General features: G+C 32.3%; 15 protein-coding genes and 2 pseudogenes. 11 read left to right on the top strand and 6 right to left on the bottom strand.

Annotation, left to right across the window (positions count from 1 at the left end):
• A pseudogene (locus tag CQZ94_RS24700) lies at nt 1-193 on the bottom strand (IS6 family transposase); the annotation flags it as partial.
• Nucleotides 194-551: 358 nt separating this feature from the next.
• On the opposite strand from CQZ94_RS24700, the gene CQZ94_RS24695 reads away from it, so the two are divergent.
• Nucleotides 552-1,712, top strand: a complete 1,161-nt coding sequence (locus tag CQZ94_RS24695) for a DUF3994 domain-containing protein (RefSeq protein ID WP_483861175.1) — start codon at nt 552-554, stop codon at nt 1,710-1,712.
• A gap of 232 nt (nt 1,713-1,944) precedes the next feature.
• On the opposite strand, the gene CQZ94_RS31940 is transcribed toward CQZ94_RS24695, so the two are convergent.
• Both CQZ94_RS31940 and CQZ94_RS24680 read right to left on the bottom strand, forming a co-directional pair.
• Nucleotides 1,945-2,079, bottom strand: a complete 135-nt coding sequence (locus CQZ94_RS31940; protein ID WP_258166049.1) for a hypothetical protein — start codon at nt 2,077-2,079, stop codon at nt 1,945-1,947.
• A 1,086-nt stretch (nt 2,080-3,165) separates the two neighbouring features.
• Complete coding sequence (locus CQZ94_RS24680; RefSeq protein WP_258166048.1) at nt 3,166-3,645, bottom strand: DUF3916 domain-containing protein; 480 nt, start codon at nt 3,643-3,645, stop codon at nt 3,166-3,168.
• A gap of 366 nt (nt 3,646-4,011) precedes the next feature.
• Between CQZ94_RS24680 and CQZ94_RS24675 the strand changes: the two genes are divergently transcribed.
• Entirely contained in the window at nt 4,012-6,207 is a 2,196-nt protein-coding gene (locus CQZ94_RS24675) for an LPXTG cell wall anchor domain-containing protein (RefSeq protein ID WP_105587537.1), read from the top strand.
• Nucleotides 6,208-6,469: 262 nt separating this feature from the next.
• Here the strand turns inward: CQZ94_RS24675 and CQZ94_RS24670 are convergent, their stop codons facing one another.
• A complete protein-coding gene (locus CQZ94_RS24670; protein WP_105587535.1) occupies nt 6,470-6,700 on the bottom strand; it encodes a DUF3937 family protein in 231 nt (76 codons plus the stop codon).
• A 283-nt stretch (nt 6,701-6,983) separates the two neighbouring features.
• Between CQZ94_RS24670 and CQZ94_RS24665 the strand changes: the two genes are divergently transcribed.
• Both CQZ94_RS24665 and CQZ94_RS24660 read left to right on the top strand, forming a co-directional pair.
• Nucleotides 6,984-7,604, top strand: coding sequence for a recombinase family protein (locus CQZ94_RS24665; protein ID WP_105587534.1), 621 nt, complete (start codon nt 6,984-6,986; stop codon nt 7,602-7,604).
• A gap of 99 nt (nt 7,605-7,703) precedes the next feature.
• On the top strand, nt 7,704-8,363 hold the full coding sequence (locus CQZ94_RS24660; protein WP_141497420.1) for a protein kinase family protein: 660 nt from the start codon (nt 7,704-7,706) through the stop codon (nt 8,361-8,363).
• A 571-nt stretch (nt 8,364-8,934) separates the two neighbouring features.
• On the opposite strand, the gene CQZ94_RS24655 is transcribed toward CQZ94_RS24660, so the two are convergent.
• Nucleotides 8,935-9,531: a recombinase family protein gene (locus CQZ94_RS24655; protein ID WP_181149545.1), complete on the bottom strand. Its 597-nt coding sequence runs from the start codon at nt 9,529-9,531 to the stop codon at nt 8,935-8,937.
• A gap of 482 nt (nt 9,532-10,013) precedes the next feature.
• Here CQZ94_RS24655 and CQZ94_RS24650 point away from each other — a divergent pair, with 482 nt between their 5' ends.
• From CQZ94_RS24650 to CQZ94_RS24625, 6 genes and pseudogenes are all read left to right on the top strand, one after another.
• The gene (locus CQZ94_RS24650) at nt 10,014-10,367 is read left to right on the top strand and encodes an ArsR/SmtB family transcription factor (protein ID WP_002035151.1); all 354 of its coding nucleotides are present in this window, start codon (nt 10,014-10,016) and stop codon (nt 10,365-10,367) included.
• A gap of 1 nt (nt 10,368) precedes the next feature.
• Nucleotides 10,369-10,803, top strand: a complete 435-nt coding sequence (locus CQZ94_RS24645) for a hypothetical protein (protein ID WP_002203099.1) — start codon at nt 10,369-10,371, stop codon at nt 10,801-10,803.
• A 143-nt stretch (nt 10,804-10,946) separates the two neighbouring features.
• On the top strand, nt 10,947-12,710 hold the full coding sequence (locus CQZ94_RS24640; RefSeq protein WP_098915880.1) for a SulP family inorganic anion transporter: 1,764 nt from the start codon (nt 10,947-10,949) through the stop codon (nt 12,708-12,710).
• An 86-nt stretch (nt 12,711-12,796) separates the two neighbouring features.
• Nucleotides 12,797-13,321: pseudogene (locus CQZ94_RS24635) on the top strand (hypothetical protein).
• Between the two features lie 41 nt (nt 13,322-13,362).
• Nucleotides 13,363-13,602, top strand: a complete 240-nt coding sequence (gene dltC, locus CQZ94_RS24630) for a D-alanine--poly(phosphoribitol) ligase subunit DltC (RefSeq protein ID WP_105587531.1) — start codon at nt 13,363-13,365, stop codon at nt 13,600-13,602.
• Nucleotides 13,603-13,743: 141 nt separating this feature from the next.
• Complete coding sequence (locus CQZ94_RS24625; protein ID WP_105587529.1) at nt 13,744-14,085, top strand: zinc ribbon domain-containing protein YjdM; 342 nt, start codon at nt 13,744-13,746, stop codon at nt 14,083-14,085.
• 878 nt (nt 14,086-14,963) lie between these two features.
• On the opposite strand, the gene CQZ94_RS24620 is transcribed toward CQZ94_RS24625, so the two are convergent.
• Nucleotides 14,964-15,509, bottom strand: a complete 546-nt coding sequence (locus tag CQZ94_RS24620) for a CGNR zinc finger domain-containing protein (protein WP_105587528.1) — start codon at nt 15,507-15,509, stop codon at nt 14,964-14,966.
• Between the two features lie 370 nt (nt 15,510-15,879).
• Here CQZ94_RS24620 and CQZ94_RS24615 point away from each other — a divergent pair, with 370 nt between their 5' ends.
• Nucleotides 15,880-17,082 (top strand): MFS transporter, encoded by a 1,203-nt coding sequence (locus CQZ94_RS24615; protein WP_105587527.1) that lies wholly within the window; start codon nt 15,880-15,882, stop codon nt 17,080-17,082.
• Nucleotides 17,083-17,150 lie beyond the last annotated feature (68 nt).

Genomic DNA, 17,150 nt, shown 5'->3' with positions numbered 1-17,150 from the left:
CTCGCTTATCTAATTCGGGACCATATTGATGAACCCATCGCATGATAGTTGTATGAGCCAGGGGTAGCCCGCGTTCTTCCATCATTTCGACTAAATCACGAAAACTGAGGTTGTACCGTAGGTACCATCTCACGGTTAATAAAATAATATCCGGTTGATAATGTTTCCACTTGAATAGATTTTGCTTTTCCATACCAATCACATCCTTTTTTAGAGTACTAGTATCAGTATGTCCAAGTCTGAAAGACTTTTTTTAGATATTTTGAAGTTTTTGCACCAGAACCGATTAAAATGGAGTTACTCTTTTTAACTAAGTATGAGATTTTTATAAAAAAGTTTAATCAAAACTCATTTAAAATCCTTTACTTGAAGGAATAAAGCATCGTATCTTTTTTATGAACATCGTTAATTTAGAATAAATTTTGACCATATCTGTAATCACTTGTAAAATGTTATACATAGAAAGGTATTTTAGGATAAATATAGAAGTGGTATGTTTTTTAGTTTTAAAGGGGCTAAAGCGCATCTATTTTATGTTTTAAGAGGGAGAATTGGAAAATCATATGAAGAATTTCAAAAAAAGTACAGGTAAAATTTTACTAGCATCTGGATTAGTAGTTTCTATGTCAGCTTGTAGTGTAACTAGTTTATTTGGAGACAAAGAAAAAACAAATGCTGAATCTGGTAAACAAGAAAGTAAGGAAACTAAGACAGAAGGAACAAGTTCAGCTAAGTCAGAAAGTAAATCATCTGAAACAAAGGAAAAATCAACTAACTCGAAAGAAGAAAGTAAAGATGTTCAAATGGTTCGAGTTTTAGCAGAAGATTATCCACAACTTATGCTAGACATTGAACAAGATATGTTAAAACGCTTTGATTACTATGATTCTTCTGTAAGAGATTATCACAAAGGAAGTAAATCAAAAGCAGAGGTTCAAGATGCAATCAAAGACTTAGATAAAGTATTTGATAAGATTGAGCATATAGATGCCCCTGCTAAGTATAAGGAAGACCACAAAGAAATCGTAAAAGCTGTTGGGAAGTTAAGAGAGACTTTTGCGGAGATATCAAAAGCATTTAAAACAAAAGACTATGCTATGGATAATGATAAAGAAATTTTAGCGAAAGCAAACGAGAAGTTAAGTGAAGCAAAACGTATTTGGAAACCAGTATTTGATAAGCTAAGTGCAGAAGCAAAAGGTGGTTCAACTACTTCCATAACAAGTGGTTCTAGTTCTTCTTCAAGTAGTTCTAATTCAACAAGTCTAGCTAGTGGTAGTCAAGCTAAGACGTATAGCAGTCAAGCTAAAACTGGTATCTTTGGAGGACAAATCGACACACCAGATGAAAGTAGTAGTAAATATAAAAACGTGCAGAACAACTTGAAAACTGGTACAGAACTCATCGGCAATTGGGGTATTGATTACGGAAACGGAGTAAAAACAACGTTAGTACTAAAGGGTGATAAAACATTTGAATCGTATGCGAATGGTTCTTACCCAAACAAAGATAACTCCTTATCAGGAACATACCAAGTAGATATTAGTTCAAAACAGTTAATGTTAGTCGTAGAGAAAGCAACAAGAGACGGGCAAGAAGTGAAGCTAGAAAGACCTGTTTATTCCTCATATAAGATTGACAACTATGATGGTAAAGCATTACAAATTTTCCATATAGACGAACAAGTAACAATTTGTTATGTAAAACAATAAATAATTAGCAAAAAACTCTGTAAAATGATTTTTACAGAGTTTTTTTTGTTAGTTCTAATTTATTATAAATACGAATGTAAACTTTTGAATATTAGTTTACTTTCAGTGATAGAAGTAGAACCACATGCCCATCAACCCAATATTTTGGAGTACCTCCAAAAAAATTCACCTCAGATACAACAAAAGAGCCTTACCTCTGTAGGTAAGGCTTCACTAGTATAGTTGTATATATTTACATAACAATTAAGAAACATAAAACATATAATACCAAGTAGCAGAACCCTAACATTCCGCCTATAGCTAGTACCTGTTTAACCCAGCTCTTGAATTTCAGATTACTGTCAATAATCGCTTGCACTCTTTCCATATCCGTTTCCTCCTATTAAGGAGAACCCTTAAAGACTCTCACCTCGCTATGATACCATTAAGGAATGACTAATAGAGGTCTAATTTTTGTCTAAACGTATAAATATGCAATATTGCATATAAGAATGTATTGATAAAAATGTAAGCGCTTACTATAATAAAAGCATAAAGATAAATCACATCTTAGCATCAACAACAGAGGAGGAAATAATATGACAATCGCAATGGCAGTTTTAAAATTTGTAGGTGGAATCATTCCATTTGTACAAGAACTTTTAAAAGCAGTAATGTAAATTCATTATTCCGCAATTATTTATAAAAATTATCATACCTTAATACGAAAAAAGAGGAGGAAATACTATGGCAATCGCAATGGCAGTTTTAAAATTTGTAGGTGGAATCATTCCATTTGTACAAGAACTTTTAAAAGCAGTAATGTAAATTCATTATTCCGCAATTATTTATAAAAATTATCATACCTTAATACGAAAAAAGAGGAGGAAATACTATGGCAATCGCAATGGCAGTTTTAAAATTTGTAGGTGGAATCATTCCATTTGTACAAGAACTTTTAAAAGCAGTAATGTAAGTTCATTATCCCGCAATTATTTATAAAAATTATCATTTCTTAATACGAAAAAAGAGGAGGAAATACTATGACAATCGCAATGGCAGTTTTATCATTCTTAGGTGGAGTACTTCCATTAGTAACAACACTTATAAAAGCATTCATGTAATATAATTCTCTGCACTTATTTTTTAAAATTATCATACAAATGATCTGTATATCAAAGATAAATTGATGTGCAGATCATTTGTGTGAGCAAAGTCCCTTTAAGCATTATGAAGGGACTTTTTTAAATTTCTACATACTTGAGGTTCCGTCACATCAACATCAAGTTAAAGCACTTTTAAAACATTAAAAGTTTACTTTCGTTTCTGCTAAAACATTGATCTCAAGCCGAATCCTCTGATATCCTCAGAATTAACAAAAAAGTATACATTCAAAACATTATAAATAAAGGAAATATGGAGCCCGTAAACCAAAAGAAAGAGTTAGATACATCATCTCGTTAGTAAAATCTATTTAATTTAATTCCCCAACAAACCATACCTCTTCTTCAGGAGGATAGTTATAACTACCAACAACTTCTTTATATCCTCTAATGTCTAATCCTTTAGGAATATATAATCCCAATTTTGCACTGATATTATCGTCTTGTGGTAAGGAATAAAGTGATTGTTCTTTCATATCTCTACCTAAAAAACCTTCCCAAAATCTTTCTATACCTCTTTTACTAAATAAAACTAAAATGTTGGAAACTTGTAAATTCGGCATAGAAATAACAAAATAGATACGATACTCTTTTTCTGTCTCTGTTTTTATATCAATTAAATATTGAACTCGGTTAATTGCCTTTTGAATAAAGAACTTTTTACCTGAGTTTGGTGTATTCATATAATCAATAAAAAACTTATTAAATGGCAGATAAAGATGCCAACATCCTAAGTCAGAATGATCATGATAGTTAGGTAAAGAATTCGTATCTTCAGTAATACACTTCAAAAAAGTACGACATCTGTTGAGTGACAATAAAATTGTTTAATTTTGCCCCTAGAAATACAATAACCACCTATCAAATTTACTGGATAGGTGGTTATTAAAGTTATTTAAAAATCGTTTTTCTTCTTTCATCGTACAATACTTCAGGAATAATAAAGTTATTTAATTTTGAAAGAGAACCATTCATAATGGTCCTCTTAATCTTCCCAATCTAACCTTAGCTTGATAGCGATGTGGCGAGACCCTATAAAACTTGTTAATATTTTCATATACACCAATCGAGTTATGCATATATTGGTTTTATTATGTTAAAATTGTAATGAATATTGCAAATATACTAATAGTTCAAGCGACGGAAGGGGCTTTCAGATGGGGAATAAAACAGCCAAATCAAAAAAACTAGTAGGATTTGTAGCAACAGCAACATTAGCTACGTCAATGATTGCAGGAGTAAGTAACGCAAGCGCTCAAACAACAGATTCATTAAAAGTAAGTGAGCCAACACAGGAAAAAGCAGCAGACAAGAAAGAAAAACTTCCAGAAAACCAGGCGCCAGTATTAACTGGAATTTATGATATTGAAAAACATGTAGGAGATTCATTTGATCCAATGTTGGGAGTGTCAGCTATTGATTCAGAAGATGGCGATATTACTTCTAAAGTAAAGGTAGACGGTAAAGTAGATACTTTTAAGCCAGGCATGTATGAATTAACTTACACGGTTACAGACTCTAAGGGTCTTACAGTAACTGAGAAAAAAACAGTAACGGTTAAAGAGAATTTGAAACCTACATTAACAGTGCCTTATAAAGCAACGATTCATGTAGGAGATTCATTTGATCCAATGGCAGGGGTGTCGGCTATTGATCCAGGAGATGGTGACATTACTTCTAAAGTAAAAATAGACGGTAAAGTAGATATATCTAAAGCAGGTAATTATGAGTTAGTTTACACGGTTACTAATTCTAAGGGCCTTACAGTAACTGAGAAAAAAACAGTAACGGTTAAAGAGAAGGAAGGAACAAAAAATGAAGCACCAGTATTAACTGTACCGTTTACAACTATATTACATGAAGGTGATACGTTTGATCCAATGAAGGGAGTATCAGCTTTTGATCCAGAAGATGGTGATTTAACAAGTAAAGTAAGTTATGCAGGTGCAGAAGACGTAGATACTTCTAAACCGGGTAAATACATTATAGTATATGGTGTTCTCGATTCCCAAGGGGAGCGTACAATAAATGTACGACATGTAGATGTAGTGGCATCAAATATGGGACCTACATTAACAGTGCCTGTAAAAACAACGATTCATGTAGGAGATTCATTTAATCCTATGGCAGAGGTATCAGCTATTGATTCAGAAGATGGCGACATTACTTCTAAAGTAAAAGTAGACGGTAAGGTAGATACTTCTAAAGCAGGTACTTATGAGTTAACTTACACGGTTACAGACTCTATAGGGCATAAAGTAACTGAGAAACAAACAGTAACGGTTAAAGAGAAAGAAGAAACAAAAAATGAAGTGCCAGTGTTAACTGTACCGTTTACAACAACACTGCATATAGGTGATACGTTTGACCCAATGAAAGGTGTAAAAGCTGTTGATAAAGAAGATGGTGATTTAACAAGTAAAGTCAAACATAAAGGCAATGTAGATACGTCTAAACCAGGTAAATATATTGTAGAGTACGGGGTTGTCGATTCCCAAGGAGTTAATGCAACAGCTACACAGACTGTAATTGTGGAGGAAAATGGAGAAACTCCAGATATGGAACCGAAATTAACAGTGCCTGTTGGAGCAACGATTAATGTTGGAAATAAATTCGATCCAATGGCAGGTGTATCGGCTATTGATAAAGAAGATGGCGACATTACTTCTAAAGTACTAGTAGACGGTAAAGTAGATACTTCTAACGCTGGTACTTATGAGTTAACTTACACGGTTACAGACTCTAAGGGTCATAAAGTAACTGAGAAACAAACAGTAACGGTTAAAGAGAAAGAAGAGTCAAAAGGTGAAGCACCAGTATTAACTGTACCTGCTGAAGTGACTATGAATGTAGGAGATAAATTTGATCCAATGTCTGGGGTTAAAGCTATTGATAAAGAAGATGGCGATATTACTGATAAAGTAATCCATTTTGGTGAAGTAGATACATCTAAAGCTGGTACTTACGAAATGAAATTCCTTGTTCGTGACTCAGACGGTAATGAAGCAACTATGACACAAAAAGTGGTTGTGAAGGATAAGGACAATGGTAACGGCTCTGATAATAGTAATAACAACACTAACAATAGCAATGGCTCTGATAATAGTAATAACAACACTAACAATAGCAATAGCCCTGATAATAGTAATAACAACACTAACAATGGCAATGGCCCTGATAATGGTAACAGTAATAGCTCAAACAATAGTACTTCTTATAAAAAAGAAGATATATATAAACAGCTTCCAAAAACGGGTGCAAGTTCAAATAACAGTACAGCAGTAGGCGTATTGATGATCCTTGCAGGTATGGTAATTACTTTTGGACGCAAATTTAAAAAGGCGCTAAAATAAAGCTACTCAGTGCATCAAATAAAAAGATGGTGTGAAATTCTAATTCACACCATCTTTTTAAATAACTATTTTATTTTTAAAAGGACTTTATTATTTTTTTTACAAATCTATTATTTGTGTACAACATCTTCTTTTTAAACCTCTTCTTTTCTTTATTCTCATGTATAAAATCTCTCCAAATCATCTATTTCTTTATATATAACACAAAAATATAAAGTTTACATAACACAACTTACCGGTAGCAAATCAGAAAAAACGGCATCTACATAGATGCCGTTTTTTCTGGTAATTTTTTCGTACATTGATATAAAGCAATTGCACCTAAAATAACAAGTATACCTTCAGGAGCATCTAATAACACAGCTTTCCATGTTCCAGAAATTAACAATACATTACCTGTATACCCCTTAATATAGCCAATAGTAAATTGAATTACAGATAAAAAGATATATAAACCTAAACCAATTCGAATCACTTTTTTATTTGTAAACATATTTATCCCTCACTAACAATTTTATATCTTTATATTTAATTATTATAGATGCAATTAAATATTCTGTCAATATATCTGGAATAAAAGGAATTTTTAAAATATCCCCTTATTTATTTTGGTTATTTTTATCCATAAATGCATATCAAAAGGTATACCTTTACAGATACATAGAAAACTATAAAAAACCACGTCTATAAATGTCGATTTCTTATTTTACAGATATCTATTTATTTCATATTCCTTTACAGACATAATTGATATAATTACCAGTGAGGTGTGGCATATGAAACATAAAAAATTTGGATATGTACGAGTTTCAAGTAAAGATCAAAACGAAGAACGACAAATTCAAAATATGAAGGATTTAGGGATAGAAGATCGGGATATTTTCATTGATAAAGAATCTGGAAAAAATATGGAGCGAGAGAACTATCAAATGCTAAAACGTCTTGTTCGTACGGGAGATACTATTGTATTTGATTCCTTAACAAGACTTGGGAGAAATATGAACGATACATTAGAAGAATTTAGGCACTATGAAAAACATAGAGTAAATTTACAATTTATAAAGGAACCCTATATTAACGTCAATTACACTGGAGAAAGTACAAATGATGTCATTCAGAGTGCGATTCAAAAAGCAACTCTTACAATATTATCAGCCTTTGCAGAAAAAGAGCGCATTGATATTAAACAACGTCAAGCTGAAGAAATTGCTCTTGCCAGAAAACAAGGTAGACGTTTAGGACGTCCGCCTGTCGAAATAACAAAAGAATTTACGGATGCTTACAAGGAATGGAAATCCGGTTCAATTACAGCAGTAGGAGCCATGAAAAAGTATGGCATCAAACGTTCTTCTTTTTATAAGCTTGCTAAACAGTATGAGGAAAGAATGAAAGAATAGAGAGACAAAATTTTAATTTGTTAAGATAGTAATTGAGGTAGCACCAACATTCGTCAAAATGTGGGTGGGCCCCCTTTTAGCAAAACCGGAGTGGAAATGATGAGTATAAATAGTTTTGTGGGATTGATAAAGGACGAATTATTAAAAGAGGTAAGCATAAGAAGTGAGGATGAATTCGAGCCTGTAGTAGTTAAAGATATTCCTAGACTTTGGAAGTGTTTAGGGACAGGTAATTATGCCGCAGTATTTATGCACAAAGAATACAAAGATTGGGTAGTGAAAGTTTACGCGCGAGAAGGAGAAGGAATTGAAAAAGAGTCAGAAGTATACCGAAGAATCGGAAATCATCCTTCTTATTCGAAGCTTATATATAAAGGAGAAAATTTCATAGTATTGAAACGTTTAAAAGAAATTACCTTATACGATGCTATTCATAAGGGAATTAAAATTCCTAAGCAGGTAATCCTTGATATCAATGAAGCTTTAGAGTATGCAAGGGAACAAGGATTAACTCCTTGTGATGTTCACGGGAAAAATGTGATGATGGAAAACGGAAGGGGATATGTAGTCGATGTATCTGATTTCTTAAAAACAAAAGAAGATAGTAAGTGGAGAGACCTAGAAAAGGCATATTTTACATTTTACTTGCCTTTCATTTATAAATTGCCTTTCCCTGTTAAAATACCGTATTTCATGTTAAACATTGTTAGACGTTCATATAGAAAATATAAGAAGCTTAAAAAGAAATTCAAATTGTAAAAGGACCACATACTTATCTTTAGGTAAGATAAGTGAACCACTAGTAAACAAAAGGACCGTACATTTTAGATATGTCTAATATGTACGGTCCTAATTTTATAACTTCATGAAGGCGTACAGCCAACATTTTAACGAAAATATACGCTAAGCAAAATTCGACATGAAAAAACGTTGATTTTATTACTCTAAGGGAATCATCTAATCTCAAAAACGTAGGTATTTGAGACAAATGCACTTCAAGATAAAAGGTGCTGAAATGAGCCTAAATAGTGTCTCAAAACCCATCTTTAAATCAAAATCTCAACTCAAATCGTATTATTTAGTTTTGAGAATCCTTTAGCGTATAAAAACGTTAAAATGTGCGTGCTACCCCTATGAAAACTGTATTTTAAACCAAATTAGGGCTACATCATCACATCTTTATTTCAAATTCACAATTTCAAAGACCTTTGTATGTAAAAATATAATTAAATGGCTTAAAATGCGCCTGACGGTATCGAGATTTTTGAATACACATACAAAATATGGTTTCATTTAACAATGTATCATAAAAATACCCTCCATTTTTTATTCACTCAGTTTTTAAACGATTTCTTTTTTCCCGTTGCAAGGTGCTTACACTAATTCCTGTTATTTTCTCTACTTTCCTATAAGATTCGGTTTTTAATAATTTAAGAGCGTAATCCATTTTCTCTTTACTATATTTCTTCGGTCGCCCCTCTTTAAAATTAGGATTCAACTTAGCAATTGCTTTTCCTTCTTGTGTTCGTTCTACAATCATATCTCTTTCAAATTCAGCAAATGCACTCATGATGTTAAACATCAATCTACCGGTTGGCGTATCTTCCACTATTCCCATGTTGAGTATGTGAACTTTAACACCTTTATCAAATAACATTTTAATCGTTTGGATTGCATGTTCAGTCGAACGTGCAAAACGATCTAATTTTGTTACAACAAGTGAGTCCCCTTTTTCTAGTACAGAAAGTAGCTCCTGGAATTTTGGTCGATCAAATTTTGTGCCTGTAAATTTTTCAGAGTAAATTTTCTTACAACCTTCTTTTTCTAACGTTTGAATTTGAGATTCCAAATCCTGGTTCAAAGTACTCACCCTAGTGTATCCATATTTATCCAAAAAAACACCTTTTCTATGTTCACTTTTGACCATAAGTTTTAATATAGGTCAATGTACTGATTTTATCACATCTTAATAACATGTTCAAAACTTTTAAGTTATGAACATGGTTTCGTGATGCGGTATTTTAAATACATCAAATTAATGCGCAAAACAAGATTCACGATATTAAGGGGTCTCGCCAACTAAACGCGAATTTCGTACGCTAAGGAATTTCTAAGTTGAAAAACTGGGTTTTACCGTGCGTTAACAAAGTTCCATAAACGACATTTAATGTTTGTTATGGGACTTTGTTTTTGGTAATGAGTTTTAGAACTGGTTTTTGACCGTATTTCTTTCAGTTTTGTTAGAACTAAATAGAGTTCCTTAAACGGTCGTTTCTGGTTCTTTTTCAACGTTTCAAAATTTGTATTGAAAATAGTAAGTCATAGAAGTATCATATACATATTCAAACGTTTGAAGATGTATATGATACTTTTGGTTTTTAATTAAAAATAAGTACTAGAGGTGTTTTAATGGGAAATGAAATGCAACAATTTAAAGCTGATTTTTTTAAAGCCTTATCACATCCTCTGCGAATAGGTATTCTAGAACTATTGTCAGAGGGTGAAAGAAGTGTAAATGAAATTCAAACCATCCTTAACAAGGAAGGTTCAGCTGTTTCTCAACAATTAAGTGTACTACGTTCAAAAAACATTGTTGTTGGTACTAAAGATGGAAAACGAGTTTTATACTCTCTACGGGACCCTATGATTGTGGACTTACTGGTAGTTGCACGGAAAATTTTTAACAACCATTTAATCGACACGATTTCAATGTTAGAAGAACTAGATGAAACAGAACGTGAAACGATAGTTAAGGAGGGTTAAGTTGAGCATTGAAGTTAAGAAAGAAGATATCATTCAACATGGAATGGAAATATTTCGCTCAATAGGAGCTCATCACGTTTGTAATGTTTGTATTAAAAGTGGAAATTCTTGTTGTTTTTCATGCCAGCATTTACAGGATGGAGTTGGATGTCAAAAGAGAAATACAGCTTGTACAGCTTGGTTATGCGGAATTCAAAGTTTTTTATTTGATCAAATAGGGTTATTGGACGAATGGAATAGTTTCTGGAGTGAAATTCCAGGACAAATGTTTCGTAGAGATAGTACCCCAGATAACGTAAGAATTAAATCGTTTATAGATATGAAAAAGCTAGATAGTCGAGGTGGATTACTTCTAGTAGAAAGGTTAAATTCCTACATACAAGAAGGAGGAGATATAGGTAAATTAGAACGTCATTTAAGCAAAACGTATAACTAATATTAGATTGATGCTCTCTTATAAAGAGATAAAAAGCGTCTATATAAGAGTATGAGAAATGCATTTGTAACTCGAATTTATCAAAAGAAAATATTCTTTCAGAAGAAGTAAGATTTATTAAAAATAGAAAAGAAGGTTTTGTAATGAAAGGGTTATTTACGGGAAGATTTGAAGGATATTCATTGGGACATTTTCAAAAGGATCTTCTTTCAGGAATGATTGTTGGAGTTGTTGCGATTCCGCTTGCTATGTCTTTTGCTATAGCCTCTGGTGTTAAGCCAGAATATGGGATTTATACAACATGTATTGCCGGGATACTTATTTCGCTATTTGGTGGTTCAAAGTACCAAATTGGAGGGCCTACAGGTGCTTTTGTTCCTATTCTTTTAGGGATTGTAATTACCTATGGATATGAAAATTTACTACTTGCTGGTTTATTAGCTGGAATTATCTTATGCCTTATGGGAATTTTTAAACTAGGATCTTTAATTAAATTTATTCCACGTCCTGTAACAATTGGCTTTACATCAGGTATTGCCGTCAGTATCTTTACGGGACAAATTGCTAGTTTTTTAGGTTTAACAGGTATAAAAAAGCATGAGGAATTTATAGCGAATCTGAAGGAAATTTTTACTCATATCGGTACTACCAATTCTTACAGTGTCATAATTGCTTTGATTTGCTTTCTTGTTATACTCATAACACCAAAAATTTTTCCAAAAGTACCAGGTTCATTAGTAGGTGTTGTTATTTCAACTTTAATTGCAACTGTATTTTTCTCAGGTCATGTACCTACTATTGGTACAGCATATGGTACGATTCCAAACACACTTCCTCAGTTTGATATACCAGAAATCACAGTAGAGCGTATAAAACAGTTAATTGGTCCTGCATTTGTTATTGCAATGTTGGGTGGTATTGAATCTCTTTTATCCGCCGTCGTGGCAGATGGTATGACAAATAGTAAACACAACAGTAACAAAGAGCTTATTGGCCAAGGAATTGCCAATATTGTTGCACCGTTATTTGGAGGAATTCCGGCAACTGGAGCAATTGCCCGCACAGCAACCAATATTAAGAGTGGAGCGGTATCCCCGATTTCGGGTGTTATTCATGGGGGATTTGTGTTATTTACACTTCTACTATTAGCTCCATACGCTTCGCATATTCCACTGGCTAGTATGGCTCCCATTTTAATGGTAGTAGCTTGGAACATGAGTGAGCAAAAACATTTTTATCACATACTTAAAATGAAGACAGGAGACTCCCTTGTCTTACTGGTAACATTTACACTCACTGTATTTACCAGTTTGACAACAGCTGTGGAGGTCGGTCTTATTTTAGCTATTATTTTGTTTACAAAACGTATGAGTAATATGCTTGTCATATCTAAAGTGCTTCCTGATCATACAAAAAAGAATGAAAAATTGTTACCACATGTGGTAAATAAAGCTCATGATTGCCCGCAAATTAGTATTTACACAATAGAAGGACCATTATTTTTTGGGGCTGCTCAAACATTTGAACAAAATATTTTAGCGACCATTCATTATAAACCTAAAGTTTTAATTTTACGTATGGGAAAAGTTCCTTTTATTGATACCACAGGAGAATCTTACTTTAGGAATATTGTTCAGCATTTTAAAAAACAAGGTGGCGTACTTCTTATTTCAGGAATTCAATCAGAACTAAAAGTAACTCTAGATAAGAATGGATTGTATGCTGAGATTGGGGAAGAAAACTTTTTTGACCATACCGGAGAAGCCATTAACTGTGCTTTAGGACATTTGAATACAAAAAAATGTATAGGGTGTAAGCATTTCGCTTTTCATGAATGTACCGGGCTTTCTCAGCAATCTCAGGAAGTGAGTACAATAAAGAATAAGGCAAATGCATTAGATTTTTAAAAAATTCACTTCACATACAAGGTTTGTTTGATTTGATCTACTCTTTTAATCCTTTTATTAAAAAATAGAGAAGGAGAAAGTTTGCTTTGGAGAATGCGGAGAAGATTTTTACAAGGTGTGAACAAGAAGGTTTTTCATACATCCAACAAATGATTATCAAACAGTAAGAAGAGAATATCTTCCTTACATTTAAACGAAAAACGGATTATACAAACAGTATCCTTTCAAAAGATGATAAAAAGAATTATGAAAAAAATGTCTCGTTTTTTTCACATGTTTCTGGTGGTGTAATTATATGGGGAGTAGCTTCGAGTAAAAACAAAGATGGTGTTAACATGGCTAAAAAAATCCAACCTATCTCTAATGGAAAATCATTTTTAAGTAATTTAAATTGTTTATTTCCAAAAGATTTTATTGCTATAAACCCGGATGTTAAAAACATATATATTCCTTTTCCTAAAGAAACAAACAACGGATTTGTAATCACATATGTTCCGGGGAACAACTATCTGTTAAGCCTTAATAACTATTATACAAAGACCAGGGATAACTTTGTAATGATGATGGGGCAGATTCTTTTAAATGATGTGTTAAAAAATAGAAGACTATGAAGAAATTCATTATAAATCATGGATATAGAGGAGAATAAATAATGTCTGAATTTAAAGGTCAAGTATTAAATGTGTTAGAAGAAGTATGTGAAAATGATATCGTAAAAGAGAACCCAGATGTGCAATTATTTGAAGAAGGAATTCTAGATTCTTTTGGTACAGTGTCTTTATTAGTAGAATTTCAAGAACGTTTAAACATCGAAGTGTCTATTTCTGACTTTGACCGTGATGAATGGGCGACACCGAACATGATTATTAAGAAATTGAAAGATATGAGATGAAAATAGGTGTTTGAGATACAGATAAGAAACACTTCTCAAAATTAAAGTTTGTAATTGCTAGTCTTACAAATCTGTAAAAGGAAATTGAAAAATAATGCTTATCTATTCAAATGAATGATAACAAGTGGAGGAAATAAAAATATGTCTAATTTACCTAGTTGCCCAAAATGTAATTCAGAGTACACTTACGAAGATGGAAATCTTTTTGTTTGCCCAGAATGTGCCCATGAGTGGACTTTAGAATCAGAAACTGAAAATAGTGAAGATACAAAGGTAATTAAAGATGCAAATGGAAATGTTTTAAGCGATGGTGATTCTGTAACAGTAATTAAAGACCTTAAGGTAAAGGGAACTTCATTAGTCGTAAAAATAGGTACAAAAGTAAAAGGTATCCGTTTAGTTGATGGAGACCATGATATTGATTGCAAAATTGAAGGTTTTGGAGCTATGAAATTAAAATCTGAATTTGTTAAAAAGGTATAAATGCGATTTTAATGCAACAGAACTAATTTGAGTTAATTGTTTAAGGCCAATAGATGTACAACATTTTTAGGATAGAATTCAAATAACTTTTATAATAGAAAGACCTCATTCATGATAAGTATTCTTGAATGAGGTCTTTCTATTTTGTGACATTATCTCGAACATACCCGTATATTTTTTGAAAAATGATGCGGGAATATGCTAGAAACATAAGAAGCGAAATTCCTTAACGTGGGAAAATGGGTATTCCGCATGGTGAAATTGTCTTAGCGTGGGTTTTATGTCATTCTGTTGGCGGTACCCCATCGCTATCAAGCTAAAATTTTATAGCACCCCAGAACGAAATTTTGTACTAACTTAACTTGTAACAAAAAAGCTCACTTTTTCGTTTTGGGGTAATTCTGAATTCTTAAGTTGATGGGCATGGGGTCACCATATCATTTCGGGAAAATTGTACGTTTAGACATAATTTGGACACATTTTAACCAGTTCCTGTAGATTTAAAATAAAGTTGCACTGTTTATAAAAAAGTCATACCGTTTTGAAAAAGTTTGACTGTTTGTAAAAAAGTTGTACTGTTTTGCTCTTTTTTTATTAAAGAATTCTAAGTGAGTTTTAATTAAACTTTTTTATAAAATGGAATACTCATTCAAAAAGAAACGAATCCATTTTGATTAATCTTTTTTCAAAATGGATTCGTTTTCTGTATTTAAAAATATGGGTTTATACGAAAAATTTTTACAAAATCAGTCTGTCTAAAATCAGAAAGTGTTCATTTGTTAAGTGTTTGCATTGACAACATAAGGAAGGAGGTGTCATTAGGAATCTTTTGTTATTCTTATTCTACGTTATATATTTACACACAAAAATATTTATTCCTATACCTTTGAACTAGCTTTATTCTTTTTTCGATGTCGTTGCACTTTTGCTATGGTACCACATGATCTCCCTTTTGGTTCGGATGCATACATACCACACCAACGTTTACTTCCATTTCGAGAATTATCATAAAAAACCCATTTGCAATCTGGACATGCTTTAAGACGCTTCCACTGACTTAAGGAGATGCTCTTAACAATTATAATCAAAATCCCACTAAAAAAGTCATGTTTTTTAATAGCATTATATTGAATATTATCAACATCTAAAATAGATATATGTATAGGGTAATTTGTTAACCACTTGGTTAAATTATCAACATTATTTGTTTCTAATGACATGCGAACATCTTTCCGAAATCGATGCACATCCTCTAGCTTACCAGAAAATCTAATACCACTAAAATTCTTTGATATAAAACATTTAATATCTTCTTCACAATTTAAATGTTCTAATGGTTTACGTGTATCATTTGGAATCTCCCAAGTATTTAAGAAACTACGGACAATTTCTAGCTCCCCTGGTGCTACTTGATTATTAATCAATCCTGTTCACCTCTTAATTTGTAACATTGACTTTATTATACAATCATTGGTAACATAATGAAAGAAAATGTTAACCATTAAACTTTAAAGAAGGTTAACAATATCGAATGATAATTAGACTTTTAAGGTGGTGATGTAATGTGTTATGAGACTCTTAAGTTAATAAGAAGTATTTTAACTAATAATCAAGATTACCATGATCACTTTATGAAAGTTGTACTATACACAATAATGCATAAATGAAAGTGTTCTAAAAATTTTTATTTTTACCCAATATTTTAAAAATGTAAATTAGCACTATACAGGAGATTACATAATAAAACTAAGTGTTACAGTAAATTTAGAAGAAAGAGGAAGGGAGTAACAATAAATGATTAATACAAGAATTCCTGTTCCCATCAAGATATTACTTACAGCTGTGTTATTTATGAATACAGGCAGTTTTATGATTATGCCTTTTTTAGCACTGCATTTAACAAATGATCTCCACTTCTCTTCTTGGGAAGTGGGGACTATTTTAACTACAATCCTCGTTTCACAGCGTGGGCTACCAGTATTTACAGGTTTTATAGGTGATCGTGTAAGTCATACAGTAAATGTAATTTTAGGAGTGATGGTAAGAGCATTAGGATTTGGGGCGTTTGTTTTTGCTAACAGTTTTTGGTCTGTGGCTATTGCAGCATTTTTAATTGGCTTTGGAGGAGCATTATTTGATCCTTCTGTGACTGCTTTCTTTACATCGCAAAAAGAAACAGTTCGAAAAAAAATATTTACTTACTTTAACCAAATGCTTAACACAGGAGTGATTATAGGTCCGTTAGTTGGAGCATTATTGGTTAAGTTTGATCCAGTATACCCATTTACTATCGCAGGTATTGCTATGTTAGTTTTATCTTTTATTCTTTTTATCTATCGCAGTAGATATCCTAGAACTATTAAGGATAATCAAAAAGTATTATTAAGTTTGAAAGCCGCTATTTCAAATAAATCGTTTGTATTATTTATATGCATAATGCCTTTGTTTTGGATCATGTTTGCTCAATTAAATATTTCATTTCCAATTAAAGCATATGATTTATCTGGTGATAAACAATTAGTGAGTTCCATTTTCATAATAAATGGGGTTTCAGGATTACTCTTAATGTTTTTTTTAAGAAAATTATTTATTAATCAAGATCCTATGATTATGGTGAAGCTGGGTGTCTTGATTATGGGAGTAGCAATAGGGATGATTCCTCTCATGTCATCTATTTATTGGATGCTATTTTGTATTTTTCTTTATACGTTAGGAGAAACACTGGTACTGCCAGGAGCTGAAATGACGGTGGCACAATTTAGTGCTAACAAACCTGCAGGTTTGTTTTTCGGAATGTTTCAAGCCTGTTGGGCTTTTGGAGGTTCTTTAGGAAATTATCTTGGAGCTTGGTTAAATAAATTCAACCATATTTCCTGGTGTTGGTTAATATTTTTAGCGATAGGGGTTTTGGCTTCAATTTTATTTAATATGATACATCGTAGTATGAAGGAAAAACCCGAATTTACAGAAAAACAAAATATTAGTTCATTAACTTGATTTAGAGTTGCTTACATTTCATTTTGGTTATGTCCCGCATAATTTACAAAATTGTATGTGTACTCAAT

The sequence above is a fragment of the Bacillus sp. MYb209 genome (assembly GCF_002975175.1).
GTDB lineage: Bacteria > Bacillota > Bacilli > Bacillales > Bacillaceae_G > Bacillus_A.
Note: the sequence above shows the minus strand (reverse complement) of the source record. Positions and strands in the feature narration are given on the sequence as shown.